General features: G+C 70.9%; 16 protein-coding genes and 1 tRNA gene. 10 read left to right on the plus strand and 7 right to left on the minus strand.

Translation table 11 applies throughout. The features are described 5' to 3' along the window. Window positions 1-200: 200 nt before the first annotated feature. Together rsrA and CP984_RS13275 are read right to left on the minus strand one after the other, a co-directional pair. Window positions 201-608, minus strand: coding sequence for a mycothiol system anti-sigma-R factor (gene rsrA / locus CP984_RS13270; protein ID WP_003983254.1), 408 nt, complete (start codon window positions 606-608; stop codon window positions 201-203). Continuing rightward, complete coding sequence (locus CP984_RS13275; protein ID WP_003983255.1) at window positions 605-1,303, minus strand: sigma-70 family RNA polymerase sigma factor; 699 nt, start codon at window positions 1,301-1,303, stop codon at window positions 605-607. Before CP984_RS13275 ends, rsrA begins: the two co-directional genes overlap by 4 nt. A gap of 345 nt (window positions 1,304-1,648) precedes the next feature. Between CP984_RS13275 and CP984_RS13280 the strand changes: the two genes are divergently transcribed. Continuing rightward, window positions 1,649-2,242, plus strand: a complete 594-nt coding sequence (locus CP984_RS13280; RefSeq protein ID WP_003983256.1) for a helix-turn-helix domain-containing protein — start codon at window positions 1,649-1,651, stop codon at window positions 2,240-2,242. A 17-nt stretch (window positions 2,243-2,259) separates the two neighbouring features. On the opposite strand, the gene CP984_RS13285 is transcribed toward CP984_RS13280, so the two are convergent. Together CP984_RS13285 and CP984_RS13290 are read right to left on the minus strand one after the other, a co-directional pair. Then, a complete protein-coding gene (locus tag CP984_RS13285) occupies window positions 2,260-2,886 on the minus strand; it encodes an alpha/beta hydrolase family protein (protein WP_030182780.1) in 627 nt (208 codons plus the stop codon). A gap of 46 nt (window positions 2,887-2,932) precedes the next feature. After that, window positions 2,933-3,751 carry an SOS response-associated peptidase gene (locus CP984_RS13290; RefSeq protein ID WP_003983258.1) on the minus strand — a complete coding sequence of 273 codons (819 nt, stop codon included), beginning with the start codon at window positions 3,749-3,751 and terminating at the stop codon, window positions 2,933-2,935. Window positions 3,752-3,786: 35 nt separating this feature from the next. On the opposite strand from CP984_RS13290, the gene CP984_RS13295 reads away from it, so the two are divergent. The 5 genes from CP984_RS13295 to CP984_RS13320 all read left to right on the plus strand — a co-directional run bounded on the left by CP984_RS13295 (window position 3,787) and on the right by CP984_RS13320 (window position 8,778). Beyond that, window positions 3,787-4,500: a M50 family metallopeptidase gene (locus CP984_RS13295; protein ID WP_003983259.1), complete on the plus strand. Its 714-nt coding sequence runs from the start codon at window positions 3,787-3,789 to the stop codon at window positions 4,498-4,500. 190 nt (window positions 4,501-4,690) lie between these two features. Next, entirely contained in the window at window positions 4,691-6,058 is a 1,368-nt protein-coding gene (aroA, locus tag CP984_RS13300; protein ID WP_003983260.1) for a 3-phosphoshikimate 1-carboxyvinyltransferase, read from the plus strand. Between the two features lie 13 nt (window positions 6,059-6,071). After that, window positions 6,072-7,079, plus strand: a complete 1,008-nt coding sequence (gene rsgA, locus CP984_RS13305) for a ribosome small subunit-dependent GTPase A (RefSeq protein WP_003983261.1) — start codon at window positions 6,072-6,074, stop codon at window positions 7,077-7,079. A 395-nt stretch (window positions 7,080-7,474) separates the two neighbouring features. Continuing rightward, a complete protein-coding gene (locus CP984_RS13315) occupies window positions 7,475-8,317 on the plus strand; it encodes an IS5 family transposase (RefSeq protein WP_031008397.1) in 843 nt (280 codons plus the stop codon). 137 nt (window positions 8,318-8,454) lie between these two features. Continuing rightward, window positions 8,455-8,778 carry a DMT family transporter gene (locus CP984_RS13320; protein ID WP_003987099.1) on the plus strand — a complete coding sequence of 108 codons (324 nt, stop codon included), beginning with the start codon at window positions 8,455-8,457 and terminating at the stop codon, window positions 8,776-8,778. 16 nt (window positions 8,779-8,794) lie between these two features. On the opposite strand, the gene CP984_RS13325 is transcribed toward CP984_RS13320, so the two are convergent. Further along, window positions 8,795-9,424 carry a TetR/AcrR family transcriptional regulator gene (locus CP984_RS13325; protein WP_032914330.1) on the minus strand — a complete coding sequence of 210 codons (630 nt, stop codon included), beginning with the start codon at window positions 9,422-9,424 and terminating at the stop codon, window positions 8,795-8,797. A gap of 142 nt (window positions 9,425-9,566) precedes the next feature. Here CP984_RS13325 and hisN point away from each other — a divergent pair, with 142 nt between their 5' ends. Both hisN and CP984_RS13335 read left to right on the plus strand, forming a co-directional pair. Beyond that, entirely contained in the window at window positions 9,567-10,370 is an 804-nt protein-coding gene (gene hisN, locus CP984_RS13330) for a histidinol-phosphatase (protein WP_003987101.1), read from the plus strand. Between the two features lie 188 nt (window positions 10,371-10,558). Further along, window positions 10,559-10,990 carry a CBS domain-containing protein gene (locus CP984_RS13335; protein WP_003987104.1) on the plus strand — a complete coding sequence of 144 codons (432 nt, stop codon included), beginning with the start codon at window positions 10,559-10,561 and terminating at the stop codon, window positions 10,988-10,990. 79 nt (window positions 10,991-11,069) lie between these two features. Here the strand turns inward: CP984_RS13335 and CP984_RS13340 are convergent, their stop codons facing one another. Then, window positions 11,070-12,551 carry a catalase gene (locus CP984_RS13340; RefSeq protein WP_030184457.1) on the minus strand — a complete coding sequence of 494 codons (1,482 nt, stop codon included), beginning with the start codon at window positions 12,549-12,551 and terminating at the stop codon, window positions 11,070-11,072. Window positions 12,552-12,690: 139 nt separating this feature from the next. Between CP984_RS13340 and CP984_RS13345 the strand changes: the two genes are divergently transcribed. After that, window positions 12,691-13,110 carry a Fur family transcriptional regulator gene (locus CP984_RS13345; protein ID WP_003987106.1) on the plus strand — a complete coding sequence of 140 codons (420 nt, stop codon included), beginning with the start codon at window positions 12,691-12,693 and terminating at the stop codon, window positions 13,108-13,110. A gap of 172 nt (window positions 13,111-13,282) precedes the next feature. Then, window positions 13,283-13,771: a hypothetical protein gene (locus tag CP984_RS13350; protein WP_003987107.1), complete on the plus strand. Its 489-nt coding sequence runs from the start codon at window positions 13,283-13,285 to the stop codon at window positions 13,769-13,771. Window positions 13,772-13,931: 160 nt separating this feature from the next. On the opposite strand, the gene CP984_RS13355 is transcribed toward CP984_RS13350, so the two are convergent. After that, window positions 13,932-14,005 (minus strand) — tRNA-Met (locus CP984_RS13355). Between the last annotated feature and the right edge of the window lie 118 nt (window positions 14,006-14,123).

Below are 14,123 nucleotides of genomic sequence, written 5' to 3' on the forward strand. Positions count from 1 at the left end.
CCCCTGGCACCGCGCTCGCGCCCCGCTCCGGGGATCGCGCGAGGTGCGCTCACCGGTGGGGGCGAGGGTGGCACCCGGCAGCGAGGCGGGTGGGAACACCGAACCGCTGTGCGGGAGTTGGTGCCCTGCGGGCGGGAGAACTGTGAAGATCCGGGCGGGACGCATCGTCCCGCCCCTCACCCCATCGGGTGATACGCCGCTTATTCGGCCCGCGCGGTCTCACCGCGCGCGTCGAGCGTGCCGTCCGGGCCGGGCCCGGACGCCTGCTCGGGGGCCTTGGCGGCCGCGGCGGCACGGGCCTCCGCCTGCTCCTGCTTCGCCTGCTCCAGCACGCTCTGCTCGGGCACCGCCTCGCCCGCGCGGATCAGGTCGATCCGGCCCATGACCTTCGAGCGCAGATCGGTCGGCACGTCGTCATGGCCGCAGCAGCGCTTGACGAGCTTCTTGACGGCCTGCTCCAGCCCGTACTTCTCCAGGCAGGGCGAGCACTCGTCGAAGTGCTCCTGGAACTTCTCGCATTCACCGGCCGGCATCTCGCGGTCGAGATACTCGTACAGATGGTCGAGGACCTCTGAGCAGTCCTTCTCGTGCGGCTCTCCGCAGCTCATGATCCCGAGCCTTTCCGATCGTGCGGCTGCGACGACTGCGCGGTCGCAGCGCCCGCCCCGGCGGGGACCAGCCCACGCTCACGGGCGTAATCCTCCAGCATGCCGCGCAGTTGGCGACGGCCGCGGTGCAGACGGGACATCACCGTGCCGATGGGTGTACCCATGATGTCGGCGATCTCCTTGTACGCAAAGCCCTCGACGTCCGCGAGGTAGACCGCGATGCGGAATTCCTCCGGAATGGCCTGGAGGGCGGCCTTCACATCGGAGTCCGGCAGATGGTCCAGCGCCTGCGACTCGGCCGAGCGCAGGCCGGTCGACATATGCGACTCCGCGCGCGCCAGCTGCCAGTCCTCGATCTCCTCGGCGGCGCTGCGCTGGGGTTCGCGCTGCTTCTTGCGGTAGGAGTTGATGAAGGTGTTCGTGAGGATGCGGTACAGCCACGCCTTGAGGTTCGTTCCCTCACGGAACTGGTGGAAGGACGCATACGCCTTCGCATACGTCTCCTGAACCAGGTCCTCCGCATCGGCCGGGTTGCGCGTCATGCGCAGCGCGGCCGAATACATCTGGTCCAGGAAGGTGAGCGCGTCCCGCTCGAAGCGCGCGTTGCGCTCGGCGTCCGTCTCCCGCGTCCCGCTGCCAGCGTGTTCCTCTGCCGTGCCGTCGGTCCCTGCGTCGGTACCGGTGACCGGACCCACCTCCTCCAACACCGTGACGGGTCCGGATGCTGACCCGCTCGAGTCGGAGAATAGACGACGATCCGGTACCGCCGCCGCTCCAGCAAGGGCGGTCTGGGTGCCGCGCAGCTGTGTCCACTGCAGGTCAGCGGCCTGCGGGCGGGCTGGGCAAGCGATTCCCATGCGGCGGGCTCCCATTCTTCGAAGATTCCCTCAACGTTCCTGCAACCCGCACAACAGCCGCACCCCGCACGTCATTCCCGCACCGCGCGCGCGGTACGTGACCATGGTCACGCGGACCGGAGGGCGCCGCCGGAACGCCTCCGAGCCCTTGACAAACACGCTTGCCGGTTCGGCAATGAAGACATGGACGACAAGGCGTACGAACGGGTGCTGTCGGATGTGGGCCCGCGGCTGCGGCGGCTGCGGCAGGAGAGAGGGGTGACGCTCGCCGCGCTCTCGGAAACGACGGGCATCTCGGTGAGCACCCTCTCCCGCCTGGAGTCGGGCGGGCGCAAGGCCACCCTGGAACTGCTGCTGCCGCTCGCCCAGGCCCATCAGGTGCCGCTGGACGAGCTGGTCGGCGCGCCGGAGGTGGGCGATCCACGGGTCCGCGCGGTGCCGCAGCGCCGCAAACACATGACGTTCGTGCCGCTGACCCGGCAGCCCGGCGGCCTCCAGGCGTACAAGATGGTGATCGATCCGGTGCCGGGCACACCCGAACAGCGCACCCACGAGGGCTACGAGTGGATGTACGTGCTGTCCGGGCGGCTGCGCCTGCTGCTCGCGGACCGGGACGTGGTGCTGCGCTCCGGCGAAGCGGCGGAGTTCGACACCCGGCTGCCGCACTGGTTCGGCCCGGCGGACGACAAGCCCGTGGAGGTCCTCAGCCTCTTCGGGCGGCAGGGCGAGCGGATGCACGTACGCGCCAAACCGCGTTCCAAGAAGGACGCCGACTGAGGCGCGTACACCCGCGGTCAGGCGAAGAGGCCGTCCAGCCACTCCCCCACCACGTCCGTGAGCAGGGCCATCGCCGCCGGCTCGTCGAGGTCCGCCTTCTTCGGTACGGCGAAGCCGTGGTCCCCGTGCGGCACCTCGACGATCCGGGTGCCCTCGGGGAACTCCGACGGCCGCCCGAACGGGTCACGGCCGCCCTGCACCACCAGCGTCGGCAGCCCGGCCCCGGTCAGTTCGTCCGCGCGCGACTTCTCCGGCTTGCCCGGCGGGTGCAGCGGGAAGCTCAGCGCCAGTACGGCGTGCGCGCCCAGGCCGCGCGCCGTACGGCAGGCCACCCGCGCCCCCGCGCTGCGCCCGCCCGCGACCACCGGCAGCCCCGGCTTCTCCAGCGCCGGCCACAGCGCGGTCCACGCGGCGTCCAGGGTCTTGGGGGCGGGTGCCAGCTTCTTGCCGGCCACCCGCCACGGCTGCTCGACCAGCGCGACGGTGTAGCCGCGCGCGGGCAGCGCGGCGGCCAGCGCGCGCAGGTCCCGGGCCTCGATGCCGCCGCCCGCGCCGTGGCTGACGGCGAGCACGGCCCGCGCGTCCTCCGCCGGATGCCAGGTGATGCGCGCCTCACCCACAGGAGTCTCGACTGTTTCGCTCACACCCTCATCCTGCCGCCTCACGGGTCCCGGAACGTGCGGGCACTCGTCAGAACAGCATTTCCTCCTCGGGCGCCGGCAGCTCCTTGACCAGCTCGGGCCCGTTGTTGCGGACATTGCTCACATCGGTCGACACCGGGTAGGCGCGCATCAGCCCGGCGGGCGGCGGCGCGAGCAGCGGCAGCAGGTCGTCCACGTCCGTACGGGCCGGGTCGAGCCAGGCGTCCCACTTGTCGGGCGTCAGGATCAGCGGCATCCGCGGGTGGATGTCGGCGAGCGCCTGCGGGCCCGCGCCGCCGTCCGCGTTCGCCAGCGGGGTGATCTCGGCCTCGGTGGTGACGACCGTGCAGGTCACCCACCACGCCTGCGGGTGGTCGTCGGGCAGCGTACGGTCGCGCCAGAACTCGTACAGCCCGGCCAGCGCCATCACCTGGCCGTCCGCGGGGGTGACGAAGTACGGCTGCTTGCGGGGGCGCTTCCGCTTGCCCTGCTCCTCCAGCTGCCGTTCGGCGGCGGCCGTGACCCACTCGTAGTAGCCGTCGCCGGGCAGCAGGCAGCGGCGGGCCGCGAACGGCCGCTTGAACGACGGCTTCTCGTGCACCGTCTCCGCACGGGCGTTGATCATCTTCACCCCGACATCGGGCGATTTCGCCCAGGACGGGACGAGTCCCCAGGTCAGTCTCCGCAGCTGGCGAACCGGACGGCGGTCTTCCGCGTCTTTCAGGGGGCGTTCGAGCACCGCGTGGACGTTCTTCGTCGGGGCGATGTTCCAGTCGGGCGCCAGGGCCTCCTCCGGTTCCCACTTCTCGACCTCGAAGAGCCCCACCAGATCCTCGGGGCTGCGACTCGCTGCATACCGTCCGCACATGCATGCCACAGTGCCACGCCAGACCAAGGGGAGAGATGGACACCGGTCATATCACCGACGTATGGGACAGGGTTTTCGGCATCCAGCCCGACCCGCCGCCCTGGCTCGTCGTCGTGACGGCGGTGGTCGCGCTGGCCGTGATCACCCCGTACCGCGCCTGGCGGCTGTCCCGTAACGCCATCACCATCGCCCACGAGGGCGGGCACGGCCTCGTCGCGCTGCTCAGCGGGCGCCGGCTGTCCGGCATCCGGCTGCACTCCGACACGTCGGGGCTGACCGTCTCGCGCGGCAAGCCGACCGGCCTCGGCATGATCCTCACCGCCGCCGCCGGATATGTGACGCCGTCCCTGCTCGGACTCCTCGGCGCCTGGCTGCTGGCCTCCGGGCACATCACGGCGCTGCTGTGGGGCGCCACCGCGCTGCTCGCCGCGATGCTGCTGATGATCCGCAACGCGTACGGCGTACTGACCGTGGTGCTGGCCGGCGCTGCCTTCTTCCTCGTCTCCTGGCTGACCGCCCCCGAGGTGCAGGCGGCGTTCGCGTACGCGGTCGTATGGTTCCTGCTGCTGGGCGGCGTACGGCCGCCCTTCGAACTCCAGGGCAAGCGGCGCCGCGGCCGGGCCGGGGACTCCGACCCCGACCAGCTGGCCCGGCTCACCCGGGTACCGGCAGCCGTCTGGCTGGGACTCTTCCATGTGGTGACGCTGTGCTCGCTGGCCGGCGGCGGCCGCTGGCTGCTGGACGTCTGAGCCCGTACGGGCCGTGCCCCGGGCCGGTACGGTCCGTACGCGGGCACCCGACGGGCACGCTCCGGAGCACGCCTCCGGGAGCGCGGTCCCGCACAGTGACTCCACCTGCACTATCAGTGCCGTGTTTCCCGCAGGTTGCGCCGCTTTTGATCAAGATCTGCACCCCGGTCCAGCCATTAAAGTGAAGGGCATGACCGAGAGCCCCGTGCATCCCGCCCTCTGGCCCGCCCCCGTAGCTGCCGGGGCGGTCGACGCGACCGTCACCGTGCCCGGCTCCAAATCGGTCACCAACCGTGGCCTCGTCCTCGCCGCCCTGTCCTCCGAACCCGGCTGGCTGCGCCGTCCGCTGCGCTCCCGGGACACCCTGCTGATGGCCGAGGCGCTGCGCACGATGGGCGTCGGCATCGAGGAGACCGCCCCCTCCAACGCCGCCTCGACGGCCGGCGCGGACGGCGGCGGAGGCGAGTCGTGGCGGGTGATCCCGGCCGGTCTGCACGGCCCGGCAACCGTCGACGTCGGCAACGCCGGCACGGTCATGCGCTTCCTGCCCCCGGTCGCGGCCCTCGCCGACGGCGCCATCCGCTTCGACGGCGACCCGCGCTCCTACGAGCGCCCGCTCGACGGTGTGATCAACGCGCTGCGCTCGCTCGGCGCCCGGATCGACGACGACGGCCGCGGCGCGCTGCCGATGACCGTGTTCGGCGGCGGCGCGCTGGAGGGCGGCGCCGTGGAGATCGACGCCTCCTCCTCGTCGCAGTTCGTCAGCGCGCTGCTGCTGTCCGCCCCGCGCTTCAACCAGGGCGTCGAGGTACGGCACGTCGGCGCGGCGCTGCCCTCGATGCCGCACATCCGGATGACCGTCGACATGCTGCGCAGCGTCGGCGCCCAGGTGGACACCCCGGAGTCGGGCGGCGAGCCGAACGTCTGGCGCGTCACCCCCGGCGCCCTGCTGGGCCGCGACCTGATCGTCGAGCCGGACCTGTCCAACGCCCAGCCGTTCCTGGCGGCTGCCCTGGTCACCGGCGGCCGGGTGACCATTCCCGACTGGCCCGAGCGCACCACCCAGCCCGGTGACGCGCTGCGCGAGATCTTCACCGCCATGGGCGGTTCCTGCGAGCTGACCGAACAGGGGCTGACCTTCACCGGCAGCGGCCGCGTGCACGGCATCGACGTCGACCTGAGCGAGGTCGGCGAGCTGACCCCGGGCATCGCCGCGGTGGCCGCCCTCGCCGACTCCCCCTCCACCCTGCGCGGCGTCGCCCACCTGCGGCTCCACGAGACCGACCGGCTGGCGGCGCTCACCAAGGAGATCAACGAGCTGGGCGGCGACGTCACGGAGACCGAGGACGGCCTGCACATCCGGCCGCGCGCGCTGCACGGCGGCATCTTCCACACGTACGAGGACCACCGGCTGGCCACCGCCGCCGCGATCATCGGACTGGCCGTGCCGGGCGTGCAGGTCGAGAACGTGGCGACGACCGCCAAGACGCTCCCCGACTTCCCCGCCCTGTGGACCGGGATGCTCGGCGAAGCGACGGCCCCCGCCCGGAGAGGCTGAGGCCCGTACGACCATGCGCCGCTACGGCAAGAACCCCGACGAGGACGACATCCGCGTCCGTCCCAACCGCAAGGGCAACCGCCCCCGTACGAACATCCGCCCCAAGCACGAGGACGCCAGCGAGGGCCTGGTCCTGACCGTCGACCGCGGCCGGATCACCTGCCTGATCGAGGACCGCACGGTCATCGCGATGAAGGCCCGCGAACTGGGCCGCAAGTCCGTCGTGGTCGGCGACCGGGTCGCGGTCGTCGGCGACCTGTCCGGCGCCAAGGACACCCTCGCGCGGATCGTCCGCGTCGAGCCGCGCAGCTCCACCCTGCGGCGTACGGCGGACGACGACGACCCGTTCGAGCGGGTGGTCGTCGCCAACGCCGACCAGCTCGCCATCGTCACCGCGCTGGCCGACCCGGAACCGCGGCCGCGGCTGATCGACCGCTGCCTGGTCGCCGCGTACGACGCCGGGCTCGACCCGCTGCTGGTCCTCACCAAGTCCGACCTGGCCTCCCCCGACACGCTCCTGGAGTCGTACGGCACGATCGGCGTCCCCTACGTCGTCACCAACCGCACCGAACTGGCCGACGGCACCGCCGCCGAACAGGTGCGCGAGCGGCTGCGCGGGCACATGACCGCTTTCGTCGGGCACTCCGGCGTCGGAAAGACCACACTCGTCAACGCGCTGGTCCCGGACCGCAAGCGGGCCACCGGACACGTCAACGCGGTCACCGGACGCGGCCGGCACACCACGACCTCCGCCCTCGCGCTGCCCCTGCCCGACGACTCGGGCTGGGTCATCGACACCCCGGGCGTACGCTCCTTCGGCCTCCACCACGTGGACCCGTCCCGCGTCGTCCTCGCCTTCCCCGACCTGGTCCCCGGCACCGCCGACTGCCCCCGCGCCTGCAGCCACGACGAACCGGACTGCGCCCTCGACCAGTGGGTCGCCGACGGCCACGCGGACCCGGCCCGCCTGTACTCACTACGCCGGCTGCTGGCCACGCGGGAGCGACGCGAAGGGGACTGATCGTTGAGAGCCTGCGTCGAAACCCCGGCCGGGCGCCCGCCGTCTGGCACGCACGCTCGCTGTGTTGCCGAAACGCTCTAGTAGCTCCGCTACGAGACCCTTCCGGCGCCTTGCGATCGCACGCACCAGACGACGTGCGCTTACCGACCAGGGTTTCGACACAGGCTCTTAGAGGGCGTTTTGCCGCCTTTTGCAGGTTTCTGCGATGAATTCTGGTGAGTGATAGGGGAGGTGAGTGCGGTGCGTGTCACTCGCGTGGCACATGAGGCCGAGATCCGGTTGTTGCGCGCCGCCTGCTCCTGTTTCGTCGCAAAGTGCGCCGGTTGGGTTCGCATGCCCCTGCCCGTCCGGCCCACGCCCTGATCGGCGGCCCGCTCCTCGGCTACTCCGGAGGCATGAGCGCGCGTCGCCGCTATCCCAGTGACCTGTCAGATGCCCGCTGGGTCCTGGTCGAACCGCTGCTGACCAGATGGCGGGAGGACATCGTCCGCCGGGGCCTCAACATCGGCCACCCGCCCCGCCATGACCTGCGCGACCTTCTGGACGCAGTGCTCTACGTGGCCCGCACCGGCATCCCCTGGCGCTACCTCCCGCACGACTATCCGCACTGGAACACGGTCTACCACTACTTCGGCCGCTGGGAACAGGACGGCATCTTCGAGCAGCTCAACGCCCTGCTGCGGCGCCGCGTCCGCGAGGACGAGGGCCGCCAGCCCGAGCCGACCGCCATGGTGATCGACGCACAGAGCATCAAGACCTCCGCCAACGTCCCCGCCGCCGGCCAGGGCGCCGACGTCGGCAAGAAAATCGTGGGCCGCAAACGGAGCGTCGTGATCGACACGACCGGCCTGCTGCTGGCCGTCCTGGTCACCGCCGCGAGCATCCAGGACTCCACCGCCGGCGAGACCCTGCTCAACCGGATCGCCGCCGCCCACCCCACCATCCGCAAGGGCTGGGCCGACCGCGGCTACCGCGAATACCTCGTCGACCACGCCGCCCGCCTCGGCATCGACCTCGAAATCGTCCGCCGCACCCCCGGCGCCGCCCGCGGCTTCACCGTGCAACCCCGCAGGTGGTGCGCGGAGCGAACCCTGGGATGGCTGATGCTGAACCGCCGCCTGGCCCGCGACTACGAGGCCCTCCCGGCCCGCTCCACCGCCATGATCTACATCGCGATGATCGCCCTCATGACACGACGCCTCACCAGAGAAACCACACCAACCTGGCGAGGACTCTGAAACCTCGCTAACGCCGCACATCAGGACGAAACATTGGGAGAAAACGCCCTCTCAAGTTTGCTGCCCCACCGCCGAGGTAAATGCATAATCACACCAAGGCTGGCGAAGCGGTCACGGACCGTACGGAGGCAATGGACATGGCGTGGCTGCTCGTCGTGGTGGCAGGGCTCCTGGAGACGGGGTTCGCGGTCTGCCTCAAGCTCTCCCACGGGTTCACCCGGCTGTGGCCCACCATCGCCTTCGCCTGCTTCGCGCTCGGCAGCTTCGGTCTGCTGACGCTCTCGCTGAAGAAGCTCGACGTCGGTCCGGCCTACGCGGTGTGGACCGGTATCGGGGCCGCCGGGACCGCCATCTACGGCATGGTCTTTCTCGGCGACATCACCTCGGTCCTCAAGATCGTGTCGATCTCGCTGGTGATCATAGGGGTCATCGGGCTGCAGCTGTCGGGGTCGGCGCACTAGGCGCGGCCCGGACGGCTCACGGCCGGTGCGCGGCGTGGGCGAACGCGTTGTGCAGCTGGCGGGTCAGATCCTCCGGTTCGGCGGGGGCCACGACGTACGACAGGGTGAGGCGGGCCGCGGTCGCGCAGGCGGTGCCCAGTTCGGGGAGGTCCTCCTTGGGCCAGTCGGCCTCCAGCGCGGCCATCGCACGGTCGCAGAAGCGGCCCACCAGCTCCGTCGGCCCCGGCGGGGGCCCGTCCGCGTGCGCCCCCACGCCCCCGGAGCGCGCCCCGCGCTGGCCCGGGATTCCACCCGCCGGCGTCGGCAGGCGCTCGCTCCAGCAGCCGGTCAGCGCGGCCCGTATCAGCGGATTGGTCCGCGCCGCCCGTACGGTCCACGCGGCGGCCGCCACCACGCGGGCCTCCACGCCGCCGCCCGCGGTGGGCCCCGGCTCCTCCAGCGCGCGGCTCACCCCGGCGAGGTAACCCTCCGTCTCCCGCCGCACCAGCGCCCGCGCCAGCCCTTCCTTGCTGCCGAACTCGTTGTAGAGGGTCTGCCGGGACACCCCGGCCTCGGCCGCGACATCGACCATCCGGACGCCCGCCCACGGTCTGACCGCGAGCGCGGCGTAGGCGGCGTCCAGCAGGGATTCACGCGCTGTAGGCATCGTCGCCTCCCAGGCCGCCCGGCCCAGATGGCCGGTGTGCGCCACAGGATTGACTCACCACCAGGGGCTGTCAAGGGTCCGTACGCGCCGGGCAATCGTGGTCATGTGGCTCGTGCCGTATACCAATCGATACTGTTCGCACATGCCCGACTATCACGATGACCTCCGCCTCGGCCACGTCCTGGCGGACGCCGCCGACGCCGCGACCATGGAGCGGTTCAAGGCACTCGACCTCAAGGTCGAGACCAAACCGGACATGACTCCGGTGAGCGAGGCCGACAAGGCGGCCGAGGAACTGATCCGTGGTCATCTGCAGCGCGCCCGTCCGCGGGACGCCGTACTGGGCGAGGAATTCGGCAGCGAGGGCTCCGGTCCGCGCCGCTGGATCGTCGATCCCATCGACGGTACGAAGAACTATGTGCGCGGGGTGCCGGTCTGGGCCACGCTCATCGCCCTGATGGAGCGCGGCGAGGGCGGCGACCGCCCGGTGGTCGGCGTCGTCTCCGCGCCCGCGCTCAACCGCCGCTGGTGGGCGGCGGAGGGCCTGGGCGCGTACACGGGCCGCAGCCTGACCTCCGCGAGCCGCCTCCAGGTGTCACAGGTGGGCCGCATCCAGGACGCCTCGTTCGCGTACTCCTCGCTGACCGGCTGGGAGGAGCAGGGCCGCCTCCCCGGCTTCCTGGAGCTGTCCCGGGACTGCTGGCGCACCCGCGGTTACGGGGACTTCTGGCCGTACATGATGGTCGCCGAGGGCTCGGTGGACATCTGCGCGGAGCCGGAGCTGTCGCTGTGGGACATGGCGGCCTGCGCCGTCGTCGTACAGGAGGCGGGCGGCCGGTTCACCGGTCTGGACGGCGTGCCGGGCCCGCACAGCGGCAACGCCGCGGCCTCCAACGGCCTGCTGCACGAGGAACTGCTCAACTACATCGGCGACGGGCGCCGCTGAAACACCAGGTGCGCTCGTACGTCCGTACGGGCGCGCACCCGGGGGCGTGGAAACGGCAATCGTCCGTTCCGCGCCCCTTGTTGCCTCTCCGGACGCATGTGAACATGAGAACACCGAAGCTTGTGAACTTGTGAAATCCTTCGCAAGGTGCCCAGCAAGCCTCAAGGAGGTGGCTCCATTCCATGCCCATGTACGTGCGCAACGCCATGAGCACGGTGGTCCTCACCATCGGGCCCGCCCACACCCTGCGCCAGGCGGCCCGCCTGATGTCGGCCCGCCGCGTCGGCGCGGCCATCGTCCTCGACACCGACACCAGCGGACTCGGCATCCTCACCGAGCGCGACATCCTCAACTCCCTGGGCGCGGGCGAGGACCCGGACCGGGAGACCGCGCAGGCCCACACGACCTCGGACGTGGTCTTCGCCGCGCCCCAATGGACGCTCGACGAAGCGGCGGGCGCCATGGTGCACGGCGGCTTCCGCCACCTCATCGTGCTCGACGGCCAGGAACCGGAGCCGGTGGGCATCGTGTCGGTCCGCGACATCATCCGGTGCTGGTCCAGGGTCCCGGAGCAGTCCCCGGCCCCCGAGCGGGAGCGGGTCGGCGCCGTACCGGCGTGAGCGCACCCGCGCCCCGCGCACGCGAAGAGGCCGGAGCCTATTGGCGTCCGGCCTCTTCGGTGTTACGGCAAGGGACGGGTCAGCCGCGCAGGGCCTGGACCGCGGCCTCCAGCCGCTTGCCGTAGTCGGGGTCCGCCTTGCGGAAGTTCTCGATCGCGCGCTGGGCGATGTCGTCGCGCGAGACCTTGGAGATGAAGCCCGCCAGGTTGTCGATCAGGCGCTCCTTCTCCTCTTCCGTCATCAGGCGGTACAGGTTGCCGGCCTGCACGAAGTCGTTGTCCTCGGCGTGCGAGGGCGCCTCCGTCTCACCGGTCGTGCCGCTGACCGCTATCGGCTGCCACAGCGGGCGGTCGGTCTGCGCCGGGCCGCCGAAGCTGTTCGGCTCGTAGTTCTTCGCGCGGCCGTGGCGGCCGTCGTAGAGGTAGCCGTCGCGACTGTGCGAGCGGGCCTCGACGGCGTGCGGGCGGTTGACCGGCAGGTGGTCGGCGTTGATGCCGACGCGGTAGCGGTGGGCGTCGGCGTACGCGAACAGCCGGCCCTGGAGCATCTTGTCGGGCGAGGGGCCGATGCCCGGCACGAAGTGGTGCGGGGAGAAGATCGCCTGCTCGACCTCGGCGAAGATGTTCTCCGGGTTGCGGTTGAGCTCCAGCTTGCCGATCTCGATCGGCGGGTAGTCCGCGTGCGGCCAGACCTTGGTCAGGTCGAACGGGTTGAAGCGGTACGTCGCGGCCTCGGCGGCCGGCATGATCTGCACCTGGACGGTCCAGCTCGGGAACTCGCCGCGCTCGATCGCCTCGCGCAGGTCGCGCTGGTGGCTGTCCGGGTCTTCACCGGCGAGCTTGGCGGCCTCGGCCGCGGTGAGGTTCTTGATGCCCTGGTCGGTCTTGAAGTGGTACTTGACCCAGAAGACCTCGCCGGCCTCGTTGTTCCACTGGTAGGTGTGCGAGCCGAAGCCGTCCATGTGGCGGTACGAGGCGGGGATGCCGCGGTCACCGAACAGCCAGGTCACCTGGTGGGTGGACTCGGGCGACAGGCCCCAGAAGTCCCAGACGTTGTCCGCCTCCTGGGAGCCGGTGTACGGGTCGCGCTTCTGGGTGTGGATGAAGTCGGGGAACTTGATGGCGTCCTTGATGAAGAACACCGGGGTGTTGTTGCCGACGAGGTCGTAGTTGCCCTCTTCGGTGTAGAACTTCAGCGCGAAGCCGCGCGGGTCGCGCACCGCGTCGGCGGAGCCGAGGTTGCCGGCGACGGTGGAGAACCGCAGGAAGGTCTCGGTCTGCTTGCCGGCCTCGGAGAGGAACTTGGCGCGGGTGTAGCGCGACATGTCGGCGGTGGCCGTGAAGGTGCCGTACGCACCGGCGCCGCGGGCGTGCACCACGCGCTCCGGGATGCGCTCACGGTTGAAGTGCGCGAGCTTCTCGATCAGGAGCTGGTCCTGGATGAGCCCGGGGCCGCCGACGCCGGCCGTCTCGCTGTTCTGGTTGTCCGCGACCGGTGCCCCGGCCTCCGTGGTCAGCGGTCCGGTGCTGCTCTGTACCGACACGTGCGCCTCCTGAGTCATGAACCTGCCCTTGGCTTGCGCCGCATCCGATCCTACATTGGACATTGTCTAAGTCAAGATGATCCCGAAACTCGTACCGAATCCGGTGATGGACGGACCACTGCTACCCTTGGCCTTATCTGACTGATAGGTGATTGGCATGAGTGACCTGCTGGAACGGCTCCGGGGACGCGGCTGGCGGCTGACCGCGCAGCGACGCGTCGTCGCCGAGGTCCTCGACGGGGACCACGTCCACTACACCGCTGACGAAGTGCACGCGAAGGCGACCGAGCGCCTGCCGGAGATCTCGCGTGCGACCGTCTACAACACGCTGGGCGAGCTGGTCTCGCTCGGCGAGGTGCTGGAGGTCAGCACGGACGGCCGCGCCAAGCGGTACGACCCCAACGCCCACCACGACCACCAGCACCTGGTGTGCTCGCGGTGCGGGACCATAAGGGACGTGCACCTGGACAGCGACCCGCTCGCCGCGCTGCCGGTGCCGGAACGCTTCGGCTTCCAGGTCTCCGAGGTGTCGGTGACGTACCGCGGCATCTGCCCGAACTGCCACTCGCACAGCTGACCCCGGCGCGGCCGCGTCCTCGCGCGGCCGCGCCGACCGCGGAAAGAGCCCGCCCCGACACGGCGCGGGCTCTTCGGCGTGCGCACCTTCCGTACCACCGCTACCGGTGATTACGTCCCGCACCCCGGGTACCCGACCTGGACCCGCATCCCGACCAGGAAGGGACCCACTGATGGTGCGCAAGAAGGTCGAAGGCGACGAGGACCAGCGCCGCGCGGCGGCCCGTGAGGCCCGTGCGGCCGGCGAGGCCCCCAGCGCCCGGCAGGTGACCACCGGCGCCTCCAAGCAACGCACGCACGAGCCGGAGAAGGCGGCGCACGAAGAGCGGATCGCCACCCGGCACCGCGGCAAGCAGGGCGAGCCGCACGAGCCGGCGCCCCCACCTCCCGAGCGCGCCGCACCGCTGCCCTCGTACGGGGACGGCGAGCGCTACACCTCGGCCCACGAGGAGACCTTCCGGGCGCTCACCGAGGCACAGGCGGAACACGGCGGCGACGGCGTGTATCTCCAGGACATCGCGCGGCGCTCCGGGCGGGAGCCCGAGGAGACCCGCCTCTTGGTGCACGATCTGGTCGACAAGTTCCGGGTGGCCAGCGAGCTGCAAGGCGTCGAGGACCCCGACCTGGGGCAGCGGTACGAGGTCAAGCCACGGGGGCAGTGACCGCTTGGTGGCGTTTTCGACCCTCCAGGACGCAGAGGGCCCGCGCACCGAACGCGGCCGGGGCCCGAAGGGCGAACGCCGCGGCGAGTGACAACGCCCGGCCCCCGCGCCCCACCATGAAGAAGGCCCGGATCCTGAGGATCCGGGCCTTCTTCATCAGTAGCGGGGACAGGATTTGAACCTGCGACCTCTGGGTTATGAGCCCAGCGAGCTACCGAGCTGCTCCACCCCGCGCCGTTGTGTGACCAGTCTACGCACACCCCGTCGACCAGCGCAAATCACTGTCCGTTGTCCTGAGGCCGACGGCGCCCGTGCGGACCGGGTGGTGCCGGTGCGCCCGGCGTGCGCACCG

This window comes from Streptomyces rimosus, from assembly GCF_008704655.1.
Taxonomy (GTDB): Bacteria; Actinomycetota; Actinomycetes; order Streptomycetales; family Streptomycetaceae; genus Streptomyces; species Streptomyces rimosus.